The sequence below is a fragment of the Gemmiger formicilis genome (assembly GCF_016900095.1).
Classification (GTDB): Bacteria; Bacillota; Clostridia; order Oscillospirales; family Ruminococcaceae; genus Gemmiger; species Gemmiger formicilis_A.
The window spans coordinates 1-16723 of sequence record NZ_JACJJP010000033.1 but is presented as its reverse complement, the minus strand read 5'-3'; the positions used below and the strand labels follow the sequence as shown (position 1 = coordinate 16723).

The window sequence follows — 16723 nt, the reverse complement described above, 5'->3', positions numbered from 1 at the left end:
GGGTCAGCGTTCCCTCCTTGCTCATTTGTTTGAGGGTGCGGGACTGGGTGAGGGACGGTGTGGCCTGACAGGCGTCCATCTCCTCCTTGAGCATTCGCTGGTGTTCCTCGGTCAGGTAGGAGATTTCTACCGCCGGATTGAAGGCAATCTGGTATTCATCCACCATTTGGAGGATGGAAGAAATCAGGTGGGTCAAGCGGATGTAGCGCTGGACGGTGCGGCCACTTTCCGTCTGCGACAAGCTATCTCTTGACTTGTGGCCAAGTTGTCCACAAGTTGCCTCTACCATTGTCTTTCCCTGATGCTTCACGGCCTCCATCTTCATCTTATAGGCAAACGCCTTCTCGCTGGGCAGGATATGCTCCCGCTGGATGTTGCTGTCCACCATCAGGATCACCGCCTCGTCGTCAGTCATATCCCGGACCAGCACCGGCAGTTCGGTAATGCCCAGGACCTCGCAGGCGGCCTTGCGGCGGTGTCCGCTGACGATCTCGTAGCGGCCATCCCCACGGGGGCGGACCAGCAGCGGTGAGAGGATACCATACTCCCGGATGCTCTCCTTCAGTTGTTCCATCTCCTCGCCGCTGGCCACCCGGAATGGATGCCCCTGAAAGGGTTCCAGCAGACTGGCTGAAAGAGTAATTACTTTTTCAGCCGGTGGGTTTTGGACTTGGTTTTCTGCCATGACAATACGCTCCTTTACTGTGTAGATTGAGGGCTTGCAAGAGGCGTTTTGTGCCCAAAAATGTATACGAAAAACCGGGTACATTTTCAGAAATTCCAGATTTTCCGGGCCCAAAATCGATAGCGTATAATCGAGTTCGCAAAATTAAATAAAAAATAGACAAGCCATTAGGGCTCCTGTAAAATGAAAGTTGTCCAGACAATCACGATACAAAGGAGAAAACCCTAATGGCTCAAAAGAATCATACCACAAATCTGACCGAATTGCTACTGCAATGCGTGGCACAGCCGGATCCCATGCTGAGTATGCTGGAATGGCTGTGCAGCCAGCTCATGGAAGCTGAAGTAAGCCAGCAACTGGGAGCGGAGAAAAGCGAGCGTGCCGAAAGCCGCAGCGGATATCGCTGTGGCTACCGGCCTCGCAGACTGGATACCCGGATGGGGACCATGTATCTCATGGTGCCGAAGGTACGGCATGGGGGCTACATCCCATTCTTTGTTACGGAACGCAAACGCAGTGAGGCGGCACTGATTCAGGTGGTGCAGGAGGCATTTGTACAGGGCGTATCCACTCGTAAGATGGAAAAGCTGGCCAAGAGCCTGGGGATTGAAAGCCTGTCCCGCAGCCAGGTCAGTGAGATGACAAAAGGCTTGAACGAGCAGGTGAATGCTTTCCGCAGCCGCTCTCTTTCCCAAAGCAGTTATCCCATTTTGTGGGTGGATGCTCTGTACGAAAAAGTTCGTATGGACGGCAGAATTGTAAGTATGGCGATACTGGTGGTCTGTGGTGTGGATGAACACGGTCAGCGAGACATTCTGGCAATAGAACCCATGTTGGAAGAGTCGGAAGAAGCATATCTTCAGCTTTTCCGAGGGCTGCAGGAGCGGGGACTTCGCACTCCAGAATTGGTTGTTTCAGATGCACACGCCGGGCTTGTTGCGGCGATCCGCAAAGGTTTTCCAGGGGCAAGCTGGCAACGGTGTAAGGTTCATTTCATGCGCAATATTCTGGCGCATATTCCTCACAAGGACAAAGACGCCTTTGCCCAGAATCTCAAGACTATCTGGCTGGCCCCAACCAGAGAACAGGCTTGCAAGCTGGCTGAAGAAATCTGCCGGCAGTACGAGCACCGCTTTCCCAAAGCCATCCGTTGTCTGGAAGATGGTTTGGAAGACTCTCTGTCGTTTTACGCTTTTCCACAGCTGGATGCACGAAAGATTTCTTCCACCAACGTGTTGGAACGTCTGAACCGGGAAATTCGCCGCCGTACCAGTGTGGTAGGGATATTTCCCAGTGCAGATGCCTACGCCAGACTGGTTACCACTTACCTCATGGAATATGCGGAAGATTGGTCCTCTTCTAGAGCATACCTCAGCGAGCAGTCCGTTCAAGCTATGCTGCGAGCGGCAGCTTAAATTCTTATTTTACAGGAACCCTTTTTGCGAACAATACTTGACGCAGGCCCAAAATCGCCTGTTGAAGAAAAAGTAGGCATAAAAAATCCCCCTGCAACTGAAATCAGTAGCAGGGGGATTGGCGTATTACAGGTAGCTCTCCAAGTCGATATCACGCCATCGGCTTGGCTTTATCACGCTGTTATGCGCTTTTTGGAATGCTTGCACATCCTCTAAGCTGAGCGTGAGCTCCAAGAGTCCAACGGTTTTACTTGCGAGGATTCTTGATTGCAGCCTGTCCTGCGCCAATCCCGCCGCCGAAATGTCCCCATTCAGCCGACCATTCCTGTTGATCAGAAAGGTTTGGCGGGAAGCCCCGGGGGGCGGCCAGGCCCCCCGGTATAAATTGCTTTCCAATGTAATGCGCGGATATTCCTTCCGCCCGTTGACCTCGCAGACCAGCGTCTGGGGTTCGGGCGCCAGATCCAACACCCAGGCGAACCGCGTGTCGTCGATGGGTGTGATGCGGCGGACAAAGTTCTGGATGAACCACTCGCTCACCATGCCGTCGGTGAAATCCACCGCTTCGCAGAGGCTGGCCTCGATGGCGTCCATGTCCAGTGTCTTGTTGTCCCCCTGCTTGGCCAGCAGTTCCGCCTTCTCCTTGTTGACCCGCTGCTGCTGGACGCCGATCTCGTTGCTCTGCTCCACAAACTGGCTCAGGGTGATCTGGTTGGACGCCTTCATCATGATCAGGTTGTCCAGCCGTTGGTTCAGGGCATCCATCCGTTTCTCCAGGGCCTTCAGCTTGGCTGGGTCGGCGCTTTCCTCCCGGTAGCAGGCGTTGAGCATCCGGCAGGCTTCCAGCACCGCCTCCCGCCGGTTGCCCCACACGGTCTCGAAGATTTTCAGGGCCATCAGTTCCAGCTTCCATTCGGGGAAGGCTTTCAGTTCACAGATGCCCGCGGGCAGACCGTGCTTTTTCAGATACAGGGCGGATTGTTTCTTGTGGCGGTAGCACTCAAAGCCATAGACCTGGGTGCCGTCCCTCTTGGTGTTCCACAGATACCGCCGCAGCTTGGAACCGCAGTGGCACACCAGCTTGGTGACCCAGACATTCTTGGCCACGGTGCCGCCGTATTTGCGGGGCTTGCCGTTTTCGTCCAGCAGATTCCGATGGCGGCTTCGGCGGATGTCGTTGCACCGGTGCCAGAGTTCCTCGTCGATGATGGGGGTGAAGTTTCCCTTTTTCAGGATGTAGGTTTCCTCGTCGTTGTTCTTCTCCCGGGTGTGGTCCAGCAGGTCGGTGGTCCGGGTGCGGTTGTAGACGCAGTAGCCCATGTAGGTGGGGTTGCGCAGGATGCGGGTGATCTTGCTGGAATCCCATTTCATGTGCCCGCCGCCATCCTTGCGGCCTTTTGCGATCAGGGCCTTGGCTACCTTGCCCAGCCCGTCGCCGGTGGCGTACTGTTCAAAGATCATCCGCACCGTCTCGGCCTGTTCCTCGTTGATGACGTAGGTGTTGTGGGCCTTGTCCAGATCGTAGCCCAGGATGTTGCCGTTGCCGAAAAGCACCCCTTTCTCCCGGCTCATCTGGATGCCGGCCCGCACCCGCTCGCTGGTCTTGCGGCTTTCCTCCTGGGCCATGGTGGCCATGATGGTGAGCCGCAGCTCACCTTCGTTGTCCATGGTCCAGATGCTGTCCGCGGCAAAGTAGACCTCCACCCCCAGCTTGCTCAGCTTCCGGGTGTAGAACAGCGTGTCCATCGTGTTGCGGGCGAAGCGGCAGACCTCGCGGGTGACCACCAGATCAAACTTGCCGCGCTCCGCATCCCGGATCATCTGCATGAAGGACGGACGCCTGGTGGCCTGCGTGCCGGTGATACCCTCGTCCACATACTGGCCCACCACCTCCCAGTTGGGGTTCTTGGCTGCCAGCTCCTGATACCAGTCCATCTGATTGTCCAGCGCCGACACCTGGGCCTCGTGTTCGGTGGAAACCCGCCCGTAAAACACCACGCGGCGGGGACGGTTCCGGTATTCCTGTAAAAAGCTCATAGGATCAACCTCCTTTGGTGTACGCTCATTGTAGCGTATTGGTTTTTGTTTGAGAAATGTACAAACGGGTATTCTTCAACGCCGCTTCTTTCTCTTTTTGGCCGGGGCGGCAAGCGGCACTGCCGGGACCGGCGGATAAGTGGCCAGCACATTGTCGTAGGTGGCCTTGTTGATCTTGCCCTGCTCATACAGCCGCTGAATCAGCTTGTGGGCAATGTAGCGGGAATCAATCTGCAAACCCTCCATAGGGATTTACCTCCTTTCCATCGGGTGTGTTGGGTGTAAAGGGCGAAAATGTCCGGGGCAGCATGGCACCCTGCATGAGCAACACCGTGCTGTTCAATAGCTGGAGGGTGTAGTCCAGCTGCTCCCGGTTCTCGTCGGTGGACTGGCTGCCTGCCAGCTCTTTCAGCTGGGTTTCCATCCACTGCATCTGCCGCAGCAACAGCCGGTAATCGGCGGGCGGCAGTGCCGTGGGTGTCTTGTGGATGATGAGCAGACGAAGATACTGCTCCCGGGACAGCCCGGTGAGGGCCACGTTGTCGTTGAGCCGTGCCAGCTCTCCCTCGGTCAGGCGGACCTTCACTTCTTTGGTCCGCTGTTTGGTCTTGTTTTTCATGGGTTCTCCTTTTGGTTCGTAGGTTTGGTAAGTATGCAACAACGCAAGGGGCAGCAGCGGCGCATCCTTTTGCATGGTTGTCTCGATTCATGCGTTCAGCTGCCAGTACCACTTGTCGCCCTTGCGGACACTGCGGATGTTCAGCCTGCCTTTGACCAGATTCACCGTCCGGTCCTGGATGCCTTTGTTCTTGAAATGCTGGATGATCTCCTGATTGGATACAGGCCCCTTTTCCAGCAGCCGGGGCAGTTCTTCCTCCACCTGCTGTTGCTTGGTGGGAGCTTCCGGCAGACTGTCGCAGCCGTTCAAAAGGGATTCAGCGTCCTCGTCCAGCTGCCGCAGCCACTCCACATGGTCGCTCAGCTCAAACAGCAGCGCAGGACCGGCAGCGGCCAGATTGCTTTTCACCGGCACCAGCACCCGCTGTGTGGGGGAACGCTGGTATCGTGTCACGGTCAGAATGGACCGCACGGCTCCGGCAATGTCGATGGACCCGCTGGTGCGATACAGGGCGCTGATGCCGCTCATCTTATTCATGTGCGCCACGATGAGTACGGCGCATTTGGTGCGCTGGGCCATAGCGTACAGACTGCGGAAAGCACCCCGCACCTCGTTGGCCTGATTCATACTCACCGTAGGGCCGATGTAGGCTGAAAGCGGGTCGAGGATCAGCAGCTGGGCATTCTCCTGCAGGATGCTTTGCTCCAGCCGCGGATCATCGAAGGTCAGCGCCCGCTTTTCTTCATTGATGATCTTGATGCGGGTGCAGTTGGCTCCTGCGCTTTCCAGCCTCGGCTTGATGGTGTCGGCAATTCCGTCCTCCGAAGTCTGGTACAGGATGTTGATGGGCTCCCGGACGGCTTCCTCAAAGGGAAGGCTTTCTCCTTTGGAGAGCAGCGCTGCCAGTGACAACACCGCCATGGTCTTGCCACAGCCTGGGTCACCCTGTAATATGGTGATCTTCCCGTATGGGATGTAAGGATACCAAAGCCATTTCACTTCCTCTGCCTGGATATCCGCAAAACAGAGGATCTCTTGTTCATTCACAAAAGTACCTCCTTCATGAAGTTCAAATAAAAGGCCAGTCCGCCGAATCCGTTCCTATCCGGGTGTCTCCCCAACGTCGTCTCGCTCGCTTTGCAGGTCATGGCAAGATCGTATCTCCTTCAGCGGCCGGGTATTCAGTTTTCAAGGTTCCGTGGCAACAGAATATCACGCCTTGACGTTAAAAGCTATACATGTTACGATGTTTTCATGTAAAGATGAAATTACACGTTAGTTTTAGAACCATTACACAAATATATAACGGTAAAACGTTGCATTTTTGACGTTGTGCATTTGAGGAAAATCCATCATGTCTACAGGTTTTATCTTCCGTTTTGAGGGCGATAAGCTGCTGCAGCCCTTTTTAATTCCCCAATCCTTGTTCACACCCCAACTTCAGGGTAATCCCGCCGCCCGAGAACTGCGCCGCCAGCAGGAATTGGAAGCTAACCATATGCTGCTGGAGAATATCGAGAAGGCCAGGGTGTCTCTGGATAAAGCCCCTGAACCCGGGCCGCTGGATGCCGAGTTTGAAAAGGAGCCGGATTTTGAGCCTGACGAGGAAACCTTGCTGGACCGGCTGAAGCGGTGGGGCAGGATGTTCTTTGCTGATAAGCAAGTCCCGGAACCAACACCGGAGGAAACTTTGGAGGCGGAAGAGCCACTCTCTGAGCAGGCAGAGCAGTCATCCCGGCCCACATTCGTGCGCAGACAGCGTACCGGTGTAATCCATCGGTATGAACTGCTGGAACGATTGCTCAGCATGAGTCCACAGGAATACATAGACTATCTCCGGGAACATCAGAAAAACATCTGGATGGAAGAAAGCTACCCGCTGGGGATGCTGGTATTTGCTGCGCTGGATCTCCCCTGGGCGGAGCTGGCACAGGAAGCGAAAACACTGCTGGACGCAAACCGTGATGCCGAAATGCCCATCAATCCGGATTTGTTTACCACCTCTGACTGGCGGCATTATGTGGCGCCGGCTTCTTCGCCAGCACCTCCCGAAAGGAATCTGCGCACCGTGGCTGAGGGGCTGGCCCACCCGGAAAAGACACTCTACTGTCAGGTGGCAGCACTCTACAATAAGGTGCAGGATGCCTTGCAGGATTACCCAGCCATGCAGAGTCTGCTGAAAGATTACTGCACCCAGGCCGCTTCTGACTTTTACTATCAGGCGGTGCGGAAGCTGAACTTTATGGCCCTCTCTCAGGGAGACCAGGACATCATGAGAGAAAACAAATTCGTAAACGTGGCACTGCGGGAGCTGAACAGAGCCTTTGCTCTGGAAAGTGCCTCCGAGTGTATCGAGCGGTTTCTGGATTCCTGGCCGGAACCCGATGCGGTGTTGGTACGCTATGGGGATTCCGATGATCGGGAGTATTCCGCTGCCGCCTATACGATTCTCAATCGGTTGTGGGAACAGCTGAAAGTACTGTCTGATTTCCAGCCCAGTCTTGCAGATCTGGTGGAATTCACACTGGTGGCCGCCGACAACCATCCTGAAAAGGATGCCACTCAGTTTTTGGGCGACGCCATGCTGTTGCGGTATTCCGGCATAAAGGCTGGGGAAAAGCTGTATGAGCGGCTCCACATGAAAATGCTCAGCCGTTTGTCTTTGCCGGAGGAATCTCCAAAAGCCCGGAAACATCCCGACATTGCCAGCCGTAGTTACTATGTAGCAGACAATCTGGCCGAGGTTGTCATGGTGGATTTTCTGCAAATGTGCGGTCAGCATAAGACCGCCCGCAGATGCAAGCAATGTGGAATGCTGTTTGTACCGTTCAGTTCAGCTGCAAAATACTGTGACCGCAAATCGCCCAACGGCGGGCAGCGCACCTGCAAGGAAGTGGCCGCCGAGGAAGTGGCAAAAAGTCGCACGGTGGACCCCGCGGTGGCACTCTATACCAAGATCGGCAACAAGCTGAACGGCAGACTCAGCCGCTTTTTGTACATGTCCGATGCCTGCCGCAAAGCCACCATCACCCGCTGGCGGGCAGAAGTAAAGCCCCTGGTGTCGCAGGCATCGGAGCATCCCGAAACCTTTGACCCAGAGGCTTTTGATAGAGAATTGTGTGCAATTTTCGATACAATCCGGCAGGAGGAAATGAAGAAGGAGTTAAGCAAGAAAGAAGGTGTTCCCAAGAAGTATAGACGAGGAAATGGGGTGCATTTGTCCCAATAAAGGCCAAACGATACAATTAGAGCTCGATCTAGAACTAAATATATATATATTGCACAGATTAAGCGTAAGTACGGATTTGAGGTTGACCAAAATTAGCCAAAATTATAAGCAGCCAAAATCCGAAAGATATAAGTGCAAAAATGCTCGCCAGAAAAGAATGCGTCTTTTTTGGATGCATTAAAACAATTTTGGATAATCTGATAGCAAAAACAAGGATGATTTGCCGTTAGGCAATCATCCTTGTTTTTCTTTATTCGCTATATTCTTCAGATTGGATATGCGTTCAACATATTTTCCGTATCAATATAGGATTGATAAATGTTTTTGATGCCAGCTTCTTTGGCCATCGAGAGGATCAAATCCTTATCTGCCGGAGATGTTCTCAAACCTATAATAACTCCAAACGGCACCCATTCTATCGTTGCAGGGAGATTCATTTTAACGTTTGCGATCATCCGCCATTCCTCGTCATACTTGTGGCATTCCTTTTTAATTAAACTGTTGCGTTCAACTTCCCAAGGAAGAGGCTTGATATCTTTCCGCATAAATTCAGGCAAAGAATCTCCCAGTCGCTGCGCTATATCTTGCTTCATCACAAGCTTTGCAAAATCGGTGGCGTCATGCGGCTCGTTAGAATAATATACCGGGTAAATTGGTGTGCCATATTTATAAGCGCCACAATTCTCGCATTTTTCATATTTACCACAATGGAAACTATCCGTATCACTTAAGTCATACATAAGGCAAAAGCCTCTATGCCTGTCAGCATACTTTAACCAAAGCGTTTCGTTGAGTCCATTTTCAGAAAAACAAATCGATAGGATTTCTTCTTGAATTTTTGAACGCAAGGTCAACATGTATGCTAGGAATTGATTCTTCATCCCGCTCTCTAACAATTGTTTTATTCCTTCGATAGTTGTAGCTTGTTGAAGAAGCTCTTGCGAAATATCTGGACAGTTTTGAAAGGCTTCTTTTATCACGGCGATTCCGTTGGCCAACGCTGTCAATGCTTCAGGGGAATTAGAAACGCTTTCAAATTCATGGCGAATTTTCTCCAAATCGATATGCAAAAAAGTGTCGAACGGATCATCATAGTTGCTTGCCGTCGAGAAATACAGCTTGTTTGTGCGCAATGCATCGAGGTTGTTTTTGTTGATCGGGCGATATCGATATAAAAATCTTGGGTAGCGAATTTTTGTCTTTAACAGAGCCATCTCCTCGGGGATATTTTCTCCTGTAAATGAAGATAACGTGTGCCAATACTCCTGCATTTCGGCATCATTCATTATAGTCTTGTGATCTTTAGCTTCCAAGAAAACTCCTCCTTATCACTCGTTTTCCCGCTGCAATTTGTTGCACAAAGGACAACAATTCTTAGCATTTTTAAATCGCTCTTTTGTATCTGTACTTGTGCCATTGTTCCAGAACTATTTAATTATACCGCCTTTTTGCTTAGTCGGTTAGAATATAGAAGCACGGGCGAGTCGGTACAAATTTATTATGGCATATGTTGTAATTAGAGAAAACAAACCTCATAATACATGAGAATCATTGATATTTTGATATTCTGTATACCCAATGTCCATCTTCATGATATTTTGCAAGTTTATCCTTACGGGCCAAGCTAACAAGTATTCTGTTCGCTGTGGCTGCTGACACGCCACACAGTTCCCGCACATCGGCGTTCATAATGTAGTCGTGAGTTTGGAGATATTCCTGAATCTTGTTCCAGCGAAGTGTTGTTTTATCAATCTTTCCATCGCTCATTTCATCATTCAAGTTGATGGCCTCTATGAGCGATGCTTTGATAGCTGAGAGCATAAAACCAATAAACGGTGTAGACTCTCCGGCGTCATTGGAGGCGTTAATGGCATCATAATACTCCTGCTGGCGGTCATGGATGATAGACTCAACAGGAAGCCAAGCGAATACGGGATTCCACTTAGAAAGCAGCAGTGTGTGCCACAGGCGGCCAACGCGGCCATTCCCATCAGCAAAGGGGTGAATAAGTTCAAGCTCATAGTGGAACACACAGCTACGAATCAGCATGTGAACCTCACTGGTCTTCGCCCATTCCAAAAGCTCCATGACCAAATCAGGGACATATTGTGGAAGGGTCCCAAAATGCAAGACATGACCTTCGCTATCCACTACGCCTACCGGTCGGGTGCGGAACATCCCTGATTCTTCAACCAAGCCACGAGTCATTATGCCGTGGGCGATCAGCAGGTCATCTACAGAATAGGGATCAAGCTCATCAAGTCGCTCATAAATCTCATAGGCGTTCTTGACTTCGGCAATATCTTTAGGCGGCGCCAAAACACGCTTTCCATTCAGTACAGCAGTAACTTGCTCCAAAGAGAGGGTGTTCTGCTCAATCGCCAATGAACCATGAATTGTGCGGATTCGGTTACTGCGGCGCAGTGTAGGATTGGCAGTAAGTCGGTTTGTCACATTAAGGTTTCCGACCAATTCAGCAATTTCAGCTATATAGTCAATCATTTGATTTGTAATTTCAAAAGGAGGTTTTTTATTTCTCATTTCAATACCTCGTAATGTAAGGGGGGATGATTTTATTATATCATCCATCACTCATTTCATCAATCAAAACAAATTTCCTTTTGAGAGATGCTTTATAGCACAAACAAAATGAGATAGTGAGTTTTACACTGCAATACCAGACATACTGGGCGTATTTTATGTATAGAAAACAGCGGCGGACTTCCCGTCCGGGAAATCCGCCGCTGCCTTTATTTTACCGATTGCTGCACTCGGCCTGCCAGAGCGCTTCCTGCTCCGGCGTGATCTGATAGCTCTTGTACTCCCGCAGAAATCCCTCATGCCCCATAAAGGACTTGGAACCTTCAAAGTACAGATAAATTGCCTTGGCCCGTGCCAACGGGTCGGGGTAGGAAGTGAAATGGACCTCTTTGGTGGCCCAGCCGGGAACGCTGGCGATGGGCGGTTCCCCAAAAGGAAAACGGTCATAGAAGGTGTTTTCATCAGAAACCCAGGTGACCAGATCCTGGTCACCGCACAGCAGAACCCAAACAGGGCGTTTCCCCTGCGGGCAGGCAAAGCAGCCCTTGCCGATCAGGGCACGGAAAACATCACTGAAGCGGGTGCTGCTATCCAGTGGGAAGGTACAGAGTCCGCCGCTCCCTGGGAGCCGGATCTGGATCTCGGAATTTTGGGATGTTTGGTTCATAGTACACCTCTCATTCCATGACTTTGACAAAGCGGAACATTTCGTCGGGGCCGTCCTGCTCCTCGTCGTTCTGGGGCGGCAGATCAAGCGGGTGCTGTGTGGTGAAAAACTCCACGATCTTGAAGCCGCATTTGTTGAGGTAAAAGTGGATATTACGCTTTTCAAAATATGGAGTAAAGGTTTCCCACACCTTAGTTTCGGGATGCAGCGCCTCTATTGCCTGCCATGCGCCGTATCCGATGCCCCGGCTGTGGACTTCCGGGGCGGTGAACAGGATCTCCAGCTCATTGTGGTTGGTGGCCTGATCGATTTTCAGGATCACGCCGCCTACTTTCTGCCCGTCGCAGATAATGCGGTAGGTTTCGCTGTCTGGCGCATCCAGACAGGCTTCGATGGTCTTGCGTGAGATGATCTCGCCCTGGCTGTCCAGATGATCGTCCCGCATTCCAAACTCCTGCATGGCACCATACCAGAAGGCCCGCTGGTTGTCCAGGATGAACTGTTCCCGGTCGGCGGCCTCCAAGGGGATCAAACTGACGGATGTGTGTTGCATAGTTGCCCTCCTAAAGAAAAACGCCCGATCACTACAGCAACTGCAATAACCGAGCTCGCTCGACATCTTATCCGACAGGCGGCCTGCAAGCTTCCGCTTACGATCCCCTACACTACGGTGTACTGTCCTCCGATGACAGCACCATCATAGCGTATTTGGAGCAGGATTGCAACATTCCCGCAGAAAAAACATTCTCCCAAATCCAAACATGACAGACAGTTGTCCGGTTCCTGTGATATAATACAGGCAAAAGAACAAAAGGCGGTGGTTTCCATGAAAATGGATCGACTGATCGGCATTTTGTCCATCCTTCTTCAGCGGGAACAGGTCACTGCACCGGAACTGGTGGAGCAGTTCGAAGTGTCCCGCCGCACCATACAGCGAGACATTGAAGCCCTCTGCCGGGCAGGCATCCCCATCACCACCGCACGGGGGGCTGGCGGCGGGATCTCCATCATGGAGGGATACCGGGTAGACCGCACGGTGCTCACCGCCCCGGAGATGCAGGCCATTCTGGCGGGGCTGCGCAGTCTGGACAGCGTCAGCGGCACCCGGCGCTATGCTCAGCTCATGGAAAAGCTGTCCGCCGGAAACAGCCCCCTGATATCCGGCAGCACCCACATGCTCATTGATTTGTCCTCATGGTACAAAAGCAGCCTTGCTCCTAAAATCGAGGCCATACAGAATGCCATGGAGCAGCACCACCTTGTACATTTCACTTACGACGCGCCCAAGGGCACATCGGTGCGCAGCGTAGAGCCTTATTATCTGGTCTTTCATTGGTCCACATGGTATCTGTGGGGCTGGTGTCAAACCCGGCAGGACTTCCGCTTGTTCATGCTCAACCGCATGACAAACCTTTCTACCGGAGATCCCTTTACACCACGCCCAGCCCCTTTGCCGGATTTGGACCCGGAGCGGATTTATCCCACACAATATCAGGTGTGCGTTCGCTTTGCCCCGGCCTGCCGTTGGCGGCTGGTGGAAGAATACGGTGCAGACAGCTTTACCGTACAACCGGATGGCACCTTACTTTTCCGCCGAGGGTTCCCAGATGCGGACAGTGTAATCAGCTGGATTCTCACTTTTGGGGACGGTGCTGAGCTTCTGGAACCTGCTGAGTTGCGGGAACAGCTGGGGGCTCTTGTCAGTCGGCTGGCCCAGCGCTACGAGAAACGGAGGTAGCTATGGCATCTCATTCTGATTATGTGGAGTATGTGGTGGAGCAGCTGCGCGGTGCCGGAAACGTCCGTGCCCGCAAAATGTTCGGAGAATACGGCCTGTTCTGTGACGGTACCTTCTTCGCCGTCATCTGCGATGACCAGTTGTTTATCAAAATTACTCCACAAGGAGAAGCAGCCTTTCCCGACTTGCCAAAGGCCCCGTCCCATGAAGGCGCCAGCGATTCCTTTTTGATTGAGGACGTGGATGACCCAACCATGGCGGTGGAATTGACCCGCATCACCTGTGAAGCGCTGCGCAAAGCGGCATCTCAAAAGCGGAGGAAATGAGTATGGCATTCGACTACAAGAAGGAATACAAAGAGTTCTACCTGCCGCCCAAAACGCCGGGTATCGTCACGGTGCCTGTCATGAACTTTCTGGCGGTGCGCGGGCACGGAGATCCCAACGAGGAAAACGGCGCCTACAAACAGGCTATTGGCCTTTTGTATGCGGTGGCCTACACCATCAAAATGAGCAAGATGGGCAGCCACAAGATGGATGGTTACTTCGACTATGTGGTGCCGCCGCTGGAGGGTCTGTGGTGGCAGGAAGGTATCCATGGCGTAGATTACACCCATAAAGAGGACTTCTGCTGGATCTCGATGATCCGTCTGCCGGACTTCGTAACCAAAGCAGAGTTTGACTGGGCTGTGCAGGAGGCATCCCGCAAAAAGAAGCTGGACTGCTCCCCGGTGGAGTTCTTCACCTGGGAGGAAGGTCTGTGCGTCCAGTGCATGCACATCGGCCCTTACGATGACGAGCCCGCTACAGTTGCCGCTATGGCGGAATACGCCAAAGCGCACGGTTACACGGCGGACTTTGGTGAGAACCGATTCCACCATGAGATCTACTTGAGCGATGTGCGCCGGTGCAAACCAGAAAGTCTGAAAACCGTGGTGCGCCACCCGGTGCGAAAGGTGGAGCAGGTATGAAAGGCTTCACACGGGAAGATACCGAGTTCAGCCTGTGTGGCCTGAACTGTCTGCTCTGCCCCATGCAGGTAGGCGGCTACTGCCCCGGCTGCGGTGGCGGACCGGGCAACCAAAGCTGTGCCATCGCACGGTGCTCATTGGACCAAGGTGGACATGCCTTTTGTAGTGATTGCTCCTCTTACCCCTGTGCCCGGTATGACGAGTTTGATGAGGCTGATTCCTTTGTGCCTCACAGCCGCCGTGCCGCCGATCTGGACCGCGCCCAAGAATTGGGGCTGGATGCCTACATAGACGAACTGCGGGCCACGCGGGCCATTCTGGATAAGCTGCTCGCCAACTATAACGATGGCCACCGCAAAACCTTCTACTGCGCGGCGGTGTACCTGCTGCCGTTGGAAGATCTGAAAAACGTTGTGGCCAAGCTGGAGGATCAGCCGGAATGTTCCGTCAAAGAGCGGGCTGCGGCTGCCGTGAAGCTGCTGCAAGGGGCAGCTGATGGCCACGGTGTCTGTCTGAAGCTGAAAAAGAAGAAGAGGTGATTGTATGGCGGTTTCTAAAGTAACACGCTCGTTTCCCTGTACTGTAGAACAGCTGTGGCAAATCGTGACCGACCTGACGCATACCGACTGGCGCAGCGATCTGGCGCGGGTGGAGGTTCTGGACGAAACACGCTTTGTGGAGCATACCAAGAGCGGCTATGCCACCCATTTTACGGTTACAACCTGTGAACCAAAACAGTTTTGGGCCTTTACCATGGAAAATGGGAATATGTCCGGCTTCTGGGAGGGACGGTTCGAGGCTGTGGAAAGTGGTTCCCGGTTGACTTGCGTGGAAACCGTCAACGGCAAGCGCTGGTGGATGCACCCCTTTGTCCCTGGCTATCTGAAACGACAGCAGAAACTGTATATGGATGATCTGGTGCGGGAAGTGAACCGCATCACAGCCGGAAATGCTGCCCGGTAACCAGTCCAATGCAACCCGGAGGTGAATCCCTTGATCATCAGCGCCAGCAGGCGGACCGACATTCCCGCCTATTACTCCGATTGGTTTTACAACCGTATTCAGGAGGGCTTTGTCTGCGTCCGCAACCCCATGAACTTCCATCAGGTCAGCCGCATTTCCTTGTCGCCGGATGTGGTGGACGGCATCGTATTCTGGACCAAGAATCCGCTGCCGCTAATGTCTCGGTTGGAGGAACTGTGGGCGTACCCGTTCTATTTTCAGTTCACCCTGACCCCATACGGAAAAGACGTAGAGCCGGGCGTGCCCAGCAAAAATGATGTAATCCTGCCTGCCTTTCAAGAACTTTCCCGTAGGATCGGCCCCGAACGTGTGATCTGGAGGTATGATCCTATCCTGTTCACTGACCGGTACACGATGGACTACCACATTACCTTTTTCAGACAGTTGGCCCGACGGCTGGAGGGCTATACCCACAAGTGTATCATCAGCTTTGTGGACCTGTACCGCAACACACAGACCAATATGGATGGTCTGGGCTTTGCACCGCTTACGGAAAAAGAAATCATGGAACTGGCACAGCGGTTGGCCGGTATCGCGGGCAGACACCACCTTGTGCTGGAAACCTGCGCGGAACAAATAGACTTAGCGCCATACGGCATTGCCCACGGCCACTGCATTGATCGTTCCTTGCTGGAACAGATTGCCGGGTGCCGCCTTGCGTTGGAGAAAGACAAGAACCAGCGCCCGGAATGCGGCTGCATGGCCAGCATCGACATTGGTATGTACGACACCTGCCGTCACGGGTGTAGGTATTGTTATGCTACACACAGTATGAAAACTGTTGCGCGCAATACGCAAGCCCACGCTCCGAACTCACCGCTGCTCTGCGGGCAGATTCTGCCGGAGGATGTGGTAAAGGAACGGGCGGTAAAGTCATATAAGGAAGAGTTTCCGCAATTTTCTTTATGGAAACCGATTTGTCAAGGGGAGATTACCCCGGAGTTATACATTTTTCTTTTTTGAGCTTCTGAGCCGTCGCCTTTCACCGCGGTCCTAAAATTTTGCATAAACACGACACAAGATCAGCAGCGTGTAAGCAATCAGAAAAAACTAAACCGCCTGTCCCTATGGCCGAGATAAGGGTCACTAGGACAAGCGGTTTTCTTTGCCTTAAATGATGACTGGTAAGATGTACATATTCCATGACGTTAGTCAGAACGGAAATAAGCCTGGTGGTGTACCATAACATCGTCTAGAATGCCTGAATCATCAAAACCAAGCTTCCAAGAGGCCGGGTCAAGAGGGTCATCAATTTCGTATTTCAAGCTATATCCACCATAGGTTGCCTCAAAGCTATCGTTCGGTTGGCCATACAGTTTTAAGACATCTTCTCTGGTAGACCATCCCAGCATCAACCCACCGGGAAGGCGTAGTTCTGTGCCGGAAAAGTCGTAGTTGCCATATATTACATGAATACCTCCCACCGTGCCCTCGGCGGCGGGCATCGTGCTTTCGGTGGTGTTGAAGACACAGACGCTGATATCCTGTTCGCGGTCGTTGGTCAGCGAGACCCATTCCCATTCATAGGACGCATACGGGCCTTCCGCGCCGGGCAGAGAAAGCCCGGCATCCTCCTCGGAAATCACCCACCCGTCGTCAAGAAAATCCGCAAGGGGAAGCGGCAACGTATACACCGCGTCATTGATCTGGATGGAAAAACTTTCCCAATCATCCGAAAGTTCGGGGGATGTGGGGTACAATTCGGCCTCCGGCGCGTCGAGTTCTGTCATAAATTCGAGCGTTATCAAGGTGGAGGTGTGCGGCAGGTAGGTAACTTTCGCAAACAGAGCAAAGTCGTT

The 16723-nt window shown here is 52.6% G+C and carries 17 protein-coding genes and 1 pseudogene; 8 read left to right on the top strand and 10 right to left on the bottom strand.

Features of this window, described 5'->3' with window-relative positions; translation table 11 throughout:
• Positions 1-298 precede the first annotated feature (298 nt).
• A pseudogene (locus H6B15_RS15595) lies at positions 299-685 on the bottom strand (ParB/RepB/Spo0J family partition protein); the annotation flags it as partial.
• Positions 686-912: 227 nt separating this feature from the next.
• On the opposite strand from H6B15_RS15595, the gene H6B15_RS13005 reads away from it, so the two are divergent.
• Positions 913-2100 carry an IS256 family transposase gene (locus H6B15_RS13005; RefSeq protein WP_204648436.1) on the top strand — a complete coding sequence of 396 codons (1188 nt, stop codon included), beginning with the start codon at positions 913-915 and terminating at the stop codon, positions 2098-2100.
• Positions 2101-2226: 126 nt separating this feature from the next.
• On the opposite strand, the gene H6B15_RS13000 is transcribed toward H6B15_RS13005, so the two are convergent.
• From H6B15_RS13000 to H6B15_RS12985, 4 genes are all read right to left on the bottom strand, one after another.
• Complete coding sequence (locus H6B15_RS13000; protein WP_204648435.1) at positions 2227-4137, bottom strand: recombinase family protein; 1911 nt, start codon at positions 4135-4137, stop codon at positions 2227-2229.
• Positions 4138-4212: 75 nt separating this feature from the next.
• Positions 4213-4383, bottom strand: coding sequence for a hypothetical protein (locus tag H6B15_RS12995; RefSeq protein ID WP_204648434.1), 171 nt, complete (start codon positions 4381-4383; stop codon positions 4213-4215).
• Positions 4364-4756 (bottom strand): plasmid mobilization protein, encoded by a 393-nt coding sequence (locus H6B15_RS12990; protein WP_204648433.1) that lies wholly within the window; start codon positions 4754-4756, stop codon positions 4364-4366. The genes H6B15_RS12995 and H6B15_RS12990 overlap by 20 nt, the downstream gene beginning before the upstream one ends.
• An 87-nt stretch (positions 4757-4843) precedes the next feature.
• On the bottom strand, positions 4844-5803 hold the full coding sequence (locus H6B15_RS12985) for an AAA family ATPase (RefSeq protein ID WP_204648432.1): 960 nt from the start codon (positions 5801-5803) through the stop codon (positions 4844-4846).
• A 307-nt stretch (positions 5804-6110) separates the two neighbouring features.
• Here H6B15_RS12985 and H6B15_RS12980 point away from each other — a divergent pair, with 307 nt between their 5' ends.
• Positions 6111-7985, top strand: a complete 1875-nt coding sequence (locus tag H6B15_RS12980) for a DUF6076 domain-containing protein (RefSeq protein ID WP_204648431.1) — start codon at positions 6111-6113, stop codon at positions 7983-7985.
• Positions 7986-8251: 266 nt separating this feature from the next.
• On the opposite strand, the gene H6B15_RS12975 is transcribed toward H6B15_RS12980, so the two are convergent.
• The 4 genes from H6B15_RS12975 to H6B15_RS12960 all read right to left on the bottom strand — a co-directional run bounded on the left by H6B15_RS12975 (position 8252) and on the right by H6B15_RS12960 (position 11746).
• Entirely contained in the window at positions 8252-9298 is a 1047-nt protein-coding gene (locus H6B15_RS12975) for a DUF2971 domain-containing protein (RefSeq protein ID WP_204648430.1), read from the bottom strand.
• A gap of 235 nt (positions 9299-9533) precedes the next feature.
• Positions 9534-10574 carry a Fic family protein gene (locus tag H6B15_RS12970; protein WP_243424419.1) on the bottom strand — a complete coding sequence of 347 codons (1041 nt, stop codon included), beginning with the start codon at positions 10572-10574 and terminating at the stop codon, positions 9534-9536.
• 166 nt (positions 10575-10740) lie between these two features.
• The gene (locus H6B15_RS12965; protein WP_204648429.1) at positions 10741-11193 is read right to left on the bottom strand and encodes a hypothetical protein; all 453 of its coding nucleotides are present in this window, start codon (positions 11191-11193) and stop codon (positions 10741-10743) included.
• 10 nt (positions 11194-11203) lie between these two features.
• Positions 11204-11746, bottom strand: coding sequence for a GNAT family N-acetyltransferase (locus tag H6B15_RS12960; RefSeq protein WP_204648428.1), 543 nt, complete (start codon positions 11744-11746; stop codon positions 11204-11206).
• 273 nt (positions 11747-12019) lie between these two features.
• Here H6B15_RS12960 and H6B15_RS12955 point away from each other — a divergent pair, with 273 nt between their 5' ends.
• Genes H6B15_RS12955 through H6B15_RS12930 form a run of 6 tightly spaced genes read left to right on the top strand, consistent with a single transcriptional unit; the run spans position 12020 to position 15887 of the window.
• On the top strand, positions 12020-12931 hold the full coding sequence (locus H6B15_RS12955; RefSeq protein ID WP_204648427.1) for a helix-turn-helix transcriptional regulator: 912 nt from the start codon (positions 12020-12022) through the stop codon (positions 12929-12931).
• Positions 12932-12954: 23 nt separating this feature from the next.
• On the top strand, positions 12955-13257 hold the full coding sequence (locus H6B15_RS12950; RefSeq protein ID WP_345941994.1) for a TfoX/Sxy family protein: 303 nt from the start codon (positions 12955-12957) through the stop codon (positions 13255-13257).
• A gap of 2 nt (positions 13258-13259) precedes the next feature.
• Positions 13260-13901 carry a GyrI-like domain-containing protein gene (locus tag H6B15_RS12945; protein ID WP_204648425.1) on the top strand — a complete coding sequence of 214 codons (642 nt, stop codon included), beginning with the start codon at positions 13260-13262 and terminating at the stop codon, positions 13899-13901.
• Positions 13898-14440 (top strand): DUF3795 domain-containing protein, encoded by a 543-nt coding sequence (locus H6B15_RS12940; protein WP_204648424.1) that lies wholly within the window; start codon positions 13898-13900, stop codon positions 14438-14440. Before H6B15_RS12945 ends, H6B15_RS12940 begins: the two co-directional genes overlap by 4 nt.
• A gap of 4 nt (positions 14441-14444) precedes the next feature.
• Positions 14445-14864, top strand: coding sequence for an SRPBCC family protein (locus H6B15_RS12935; protein WP_204648423.1), 420 nt, complete (start codon positions 14445-14447; stop codon positions 14862-14864).
• A 21-nt stretch (positions 14865-14885) separates the two neighbouring features.
• Positions 14886-15887, top strand: coding sequence for a DUF1848 family protein (locus tag H6B15_RS12930; RefSeq protein ID WP_204648422.1), 1002 nt, complete (start codon positions 14886-14888; stop codon positions 15885-15887).
• 185 nt (positions 15888-16072) lie between these two features.
• Here the strand turns inward: H6B15_RS12930 and H6B15_RS12925 are convergent.
• Positions 16073-16723, bottom strand: a 651-nt coding sequence (locus H6B15_RS12925) for a hypothetical protein (RefSeq protein WP_345941993.1), incomplete at its 5' end; no start/stop codon positions are given.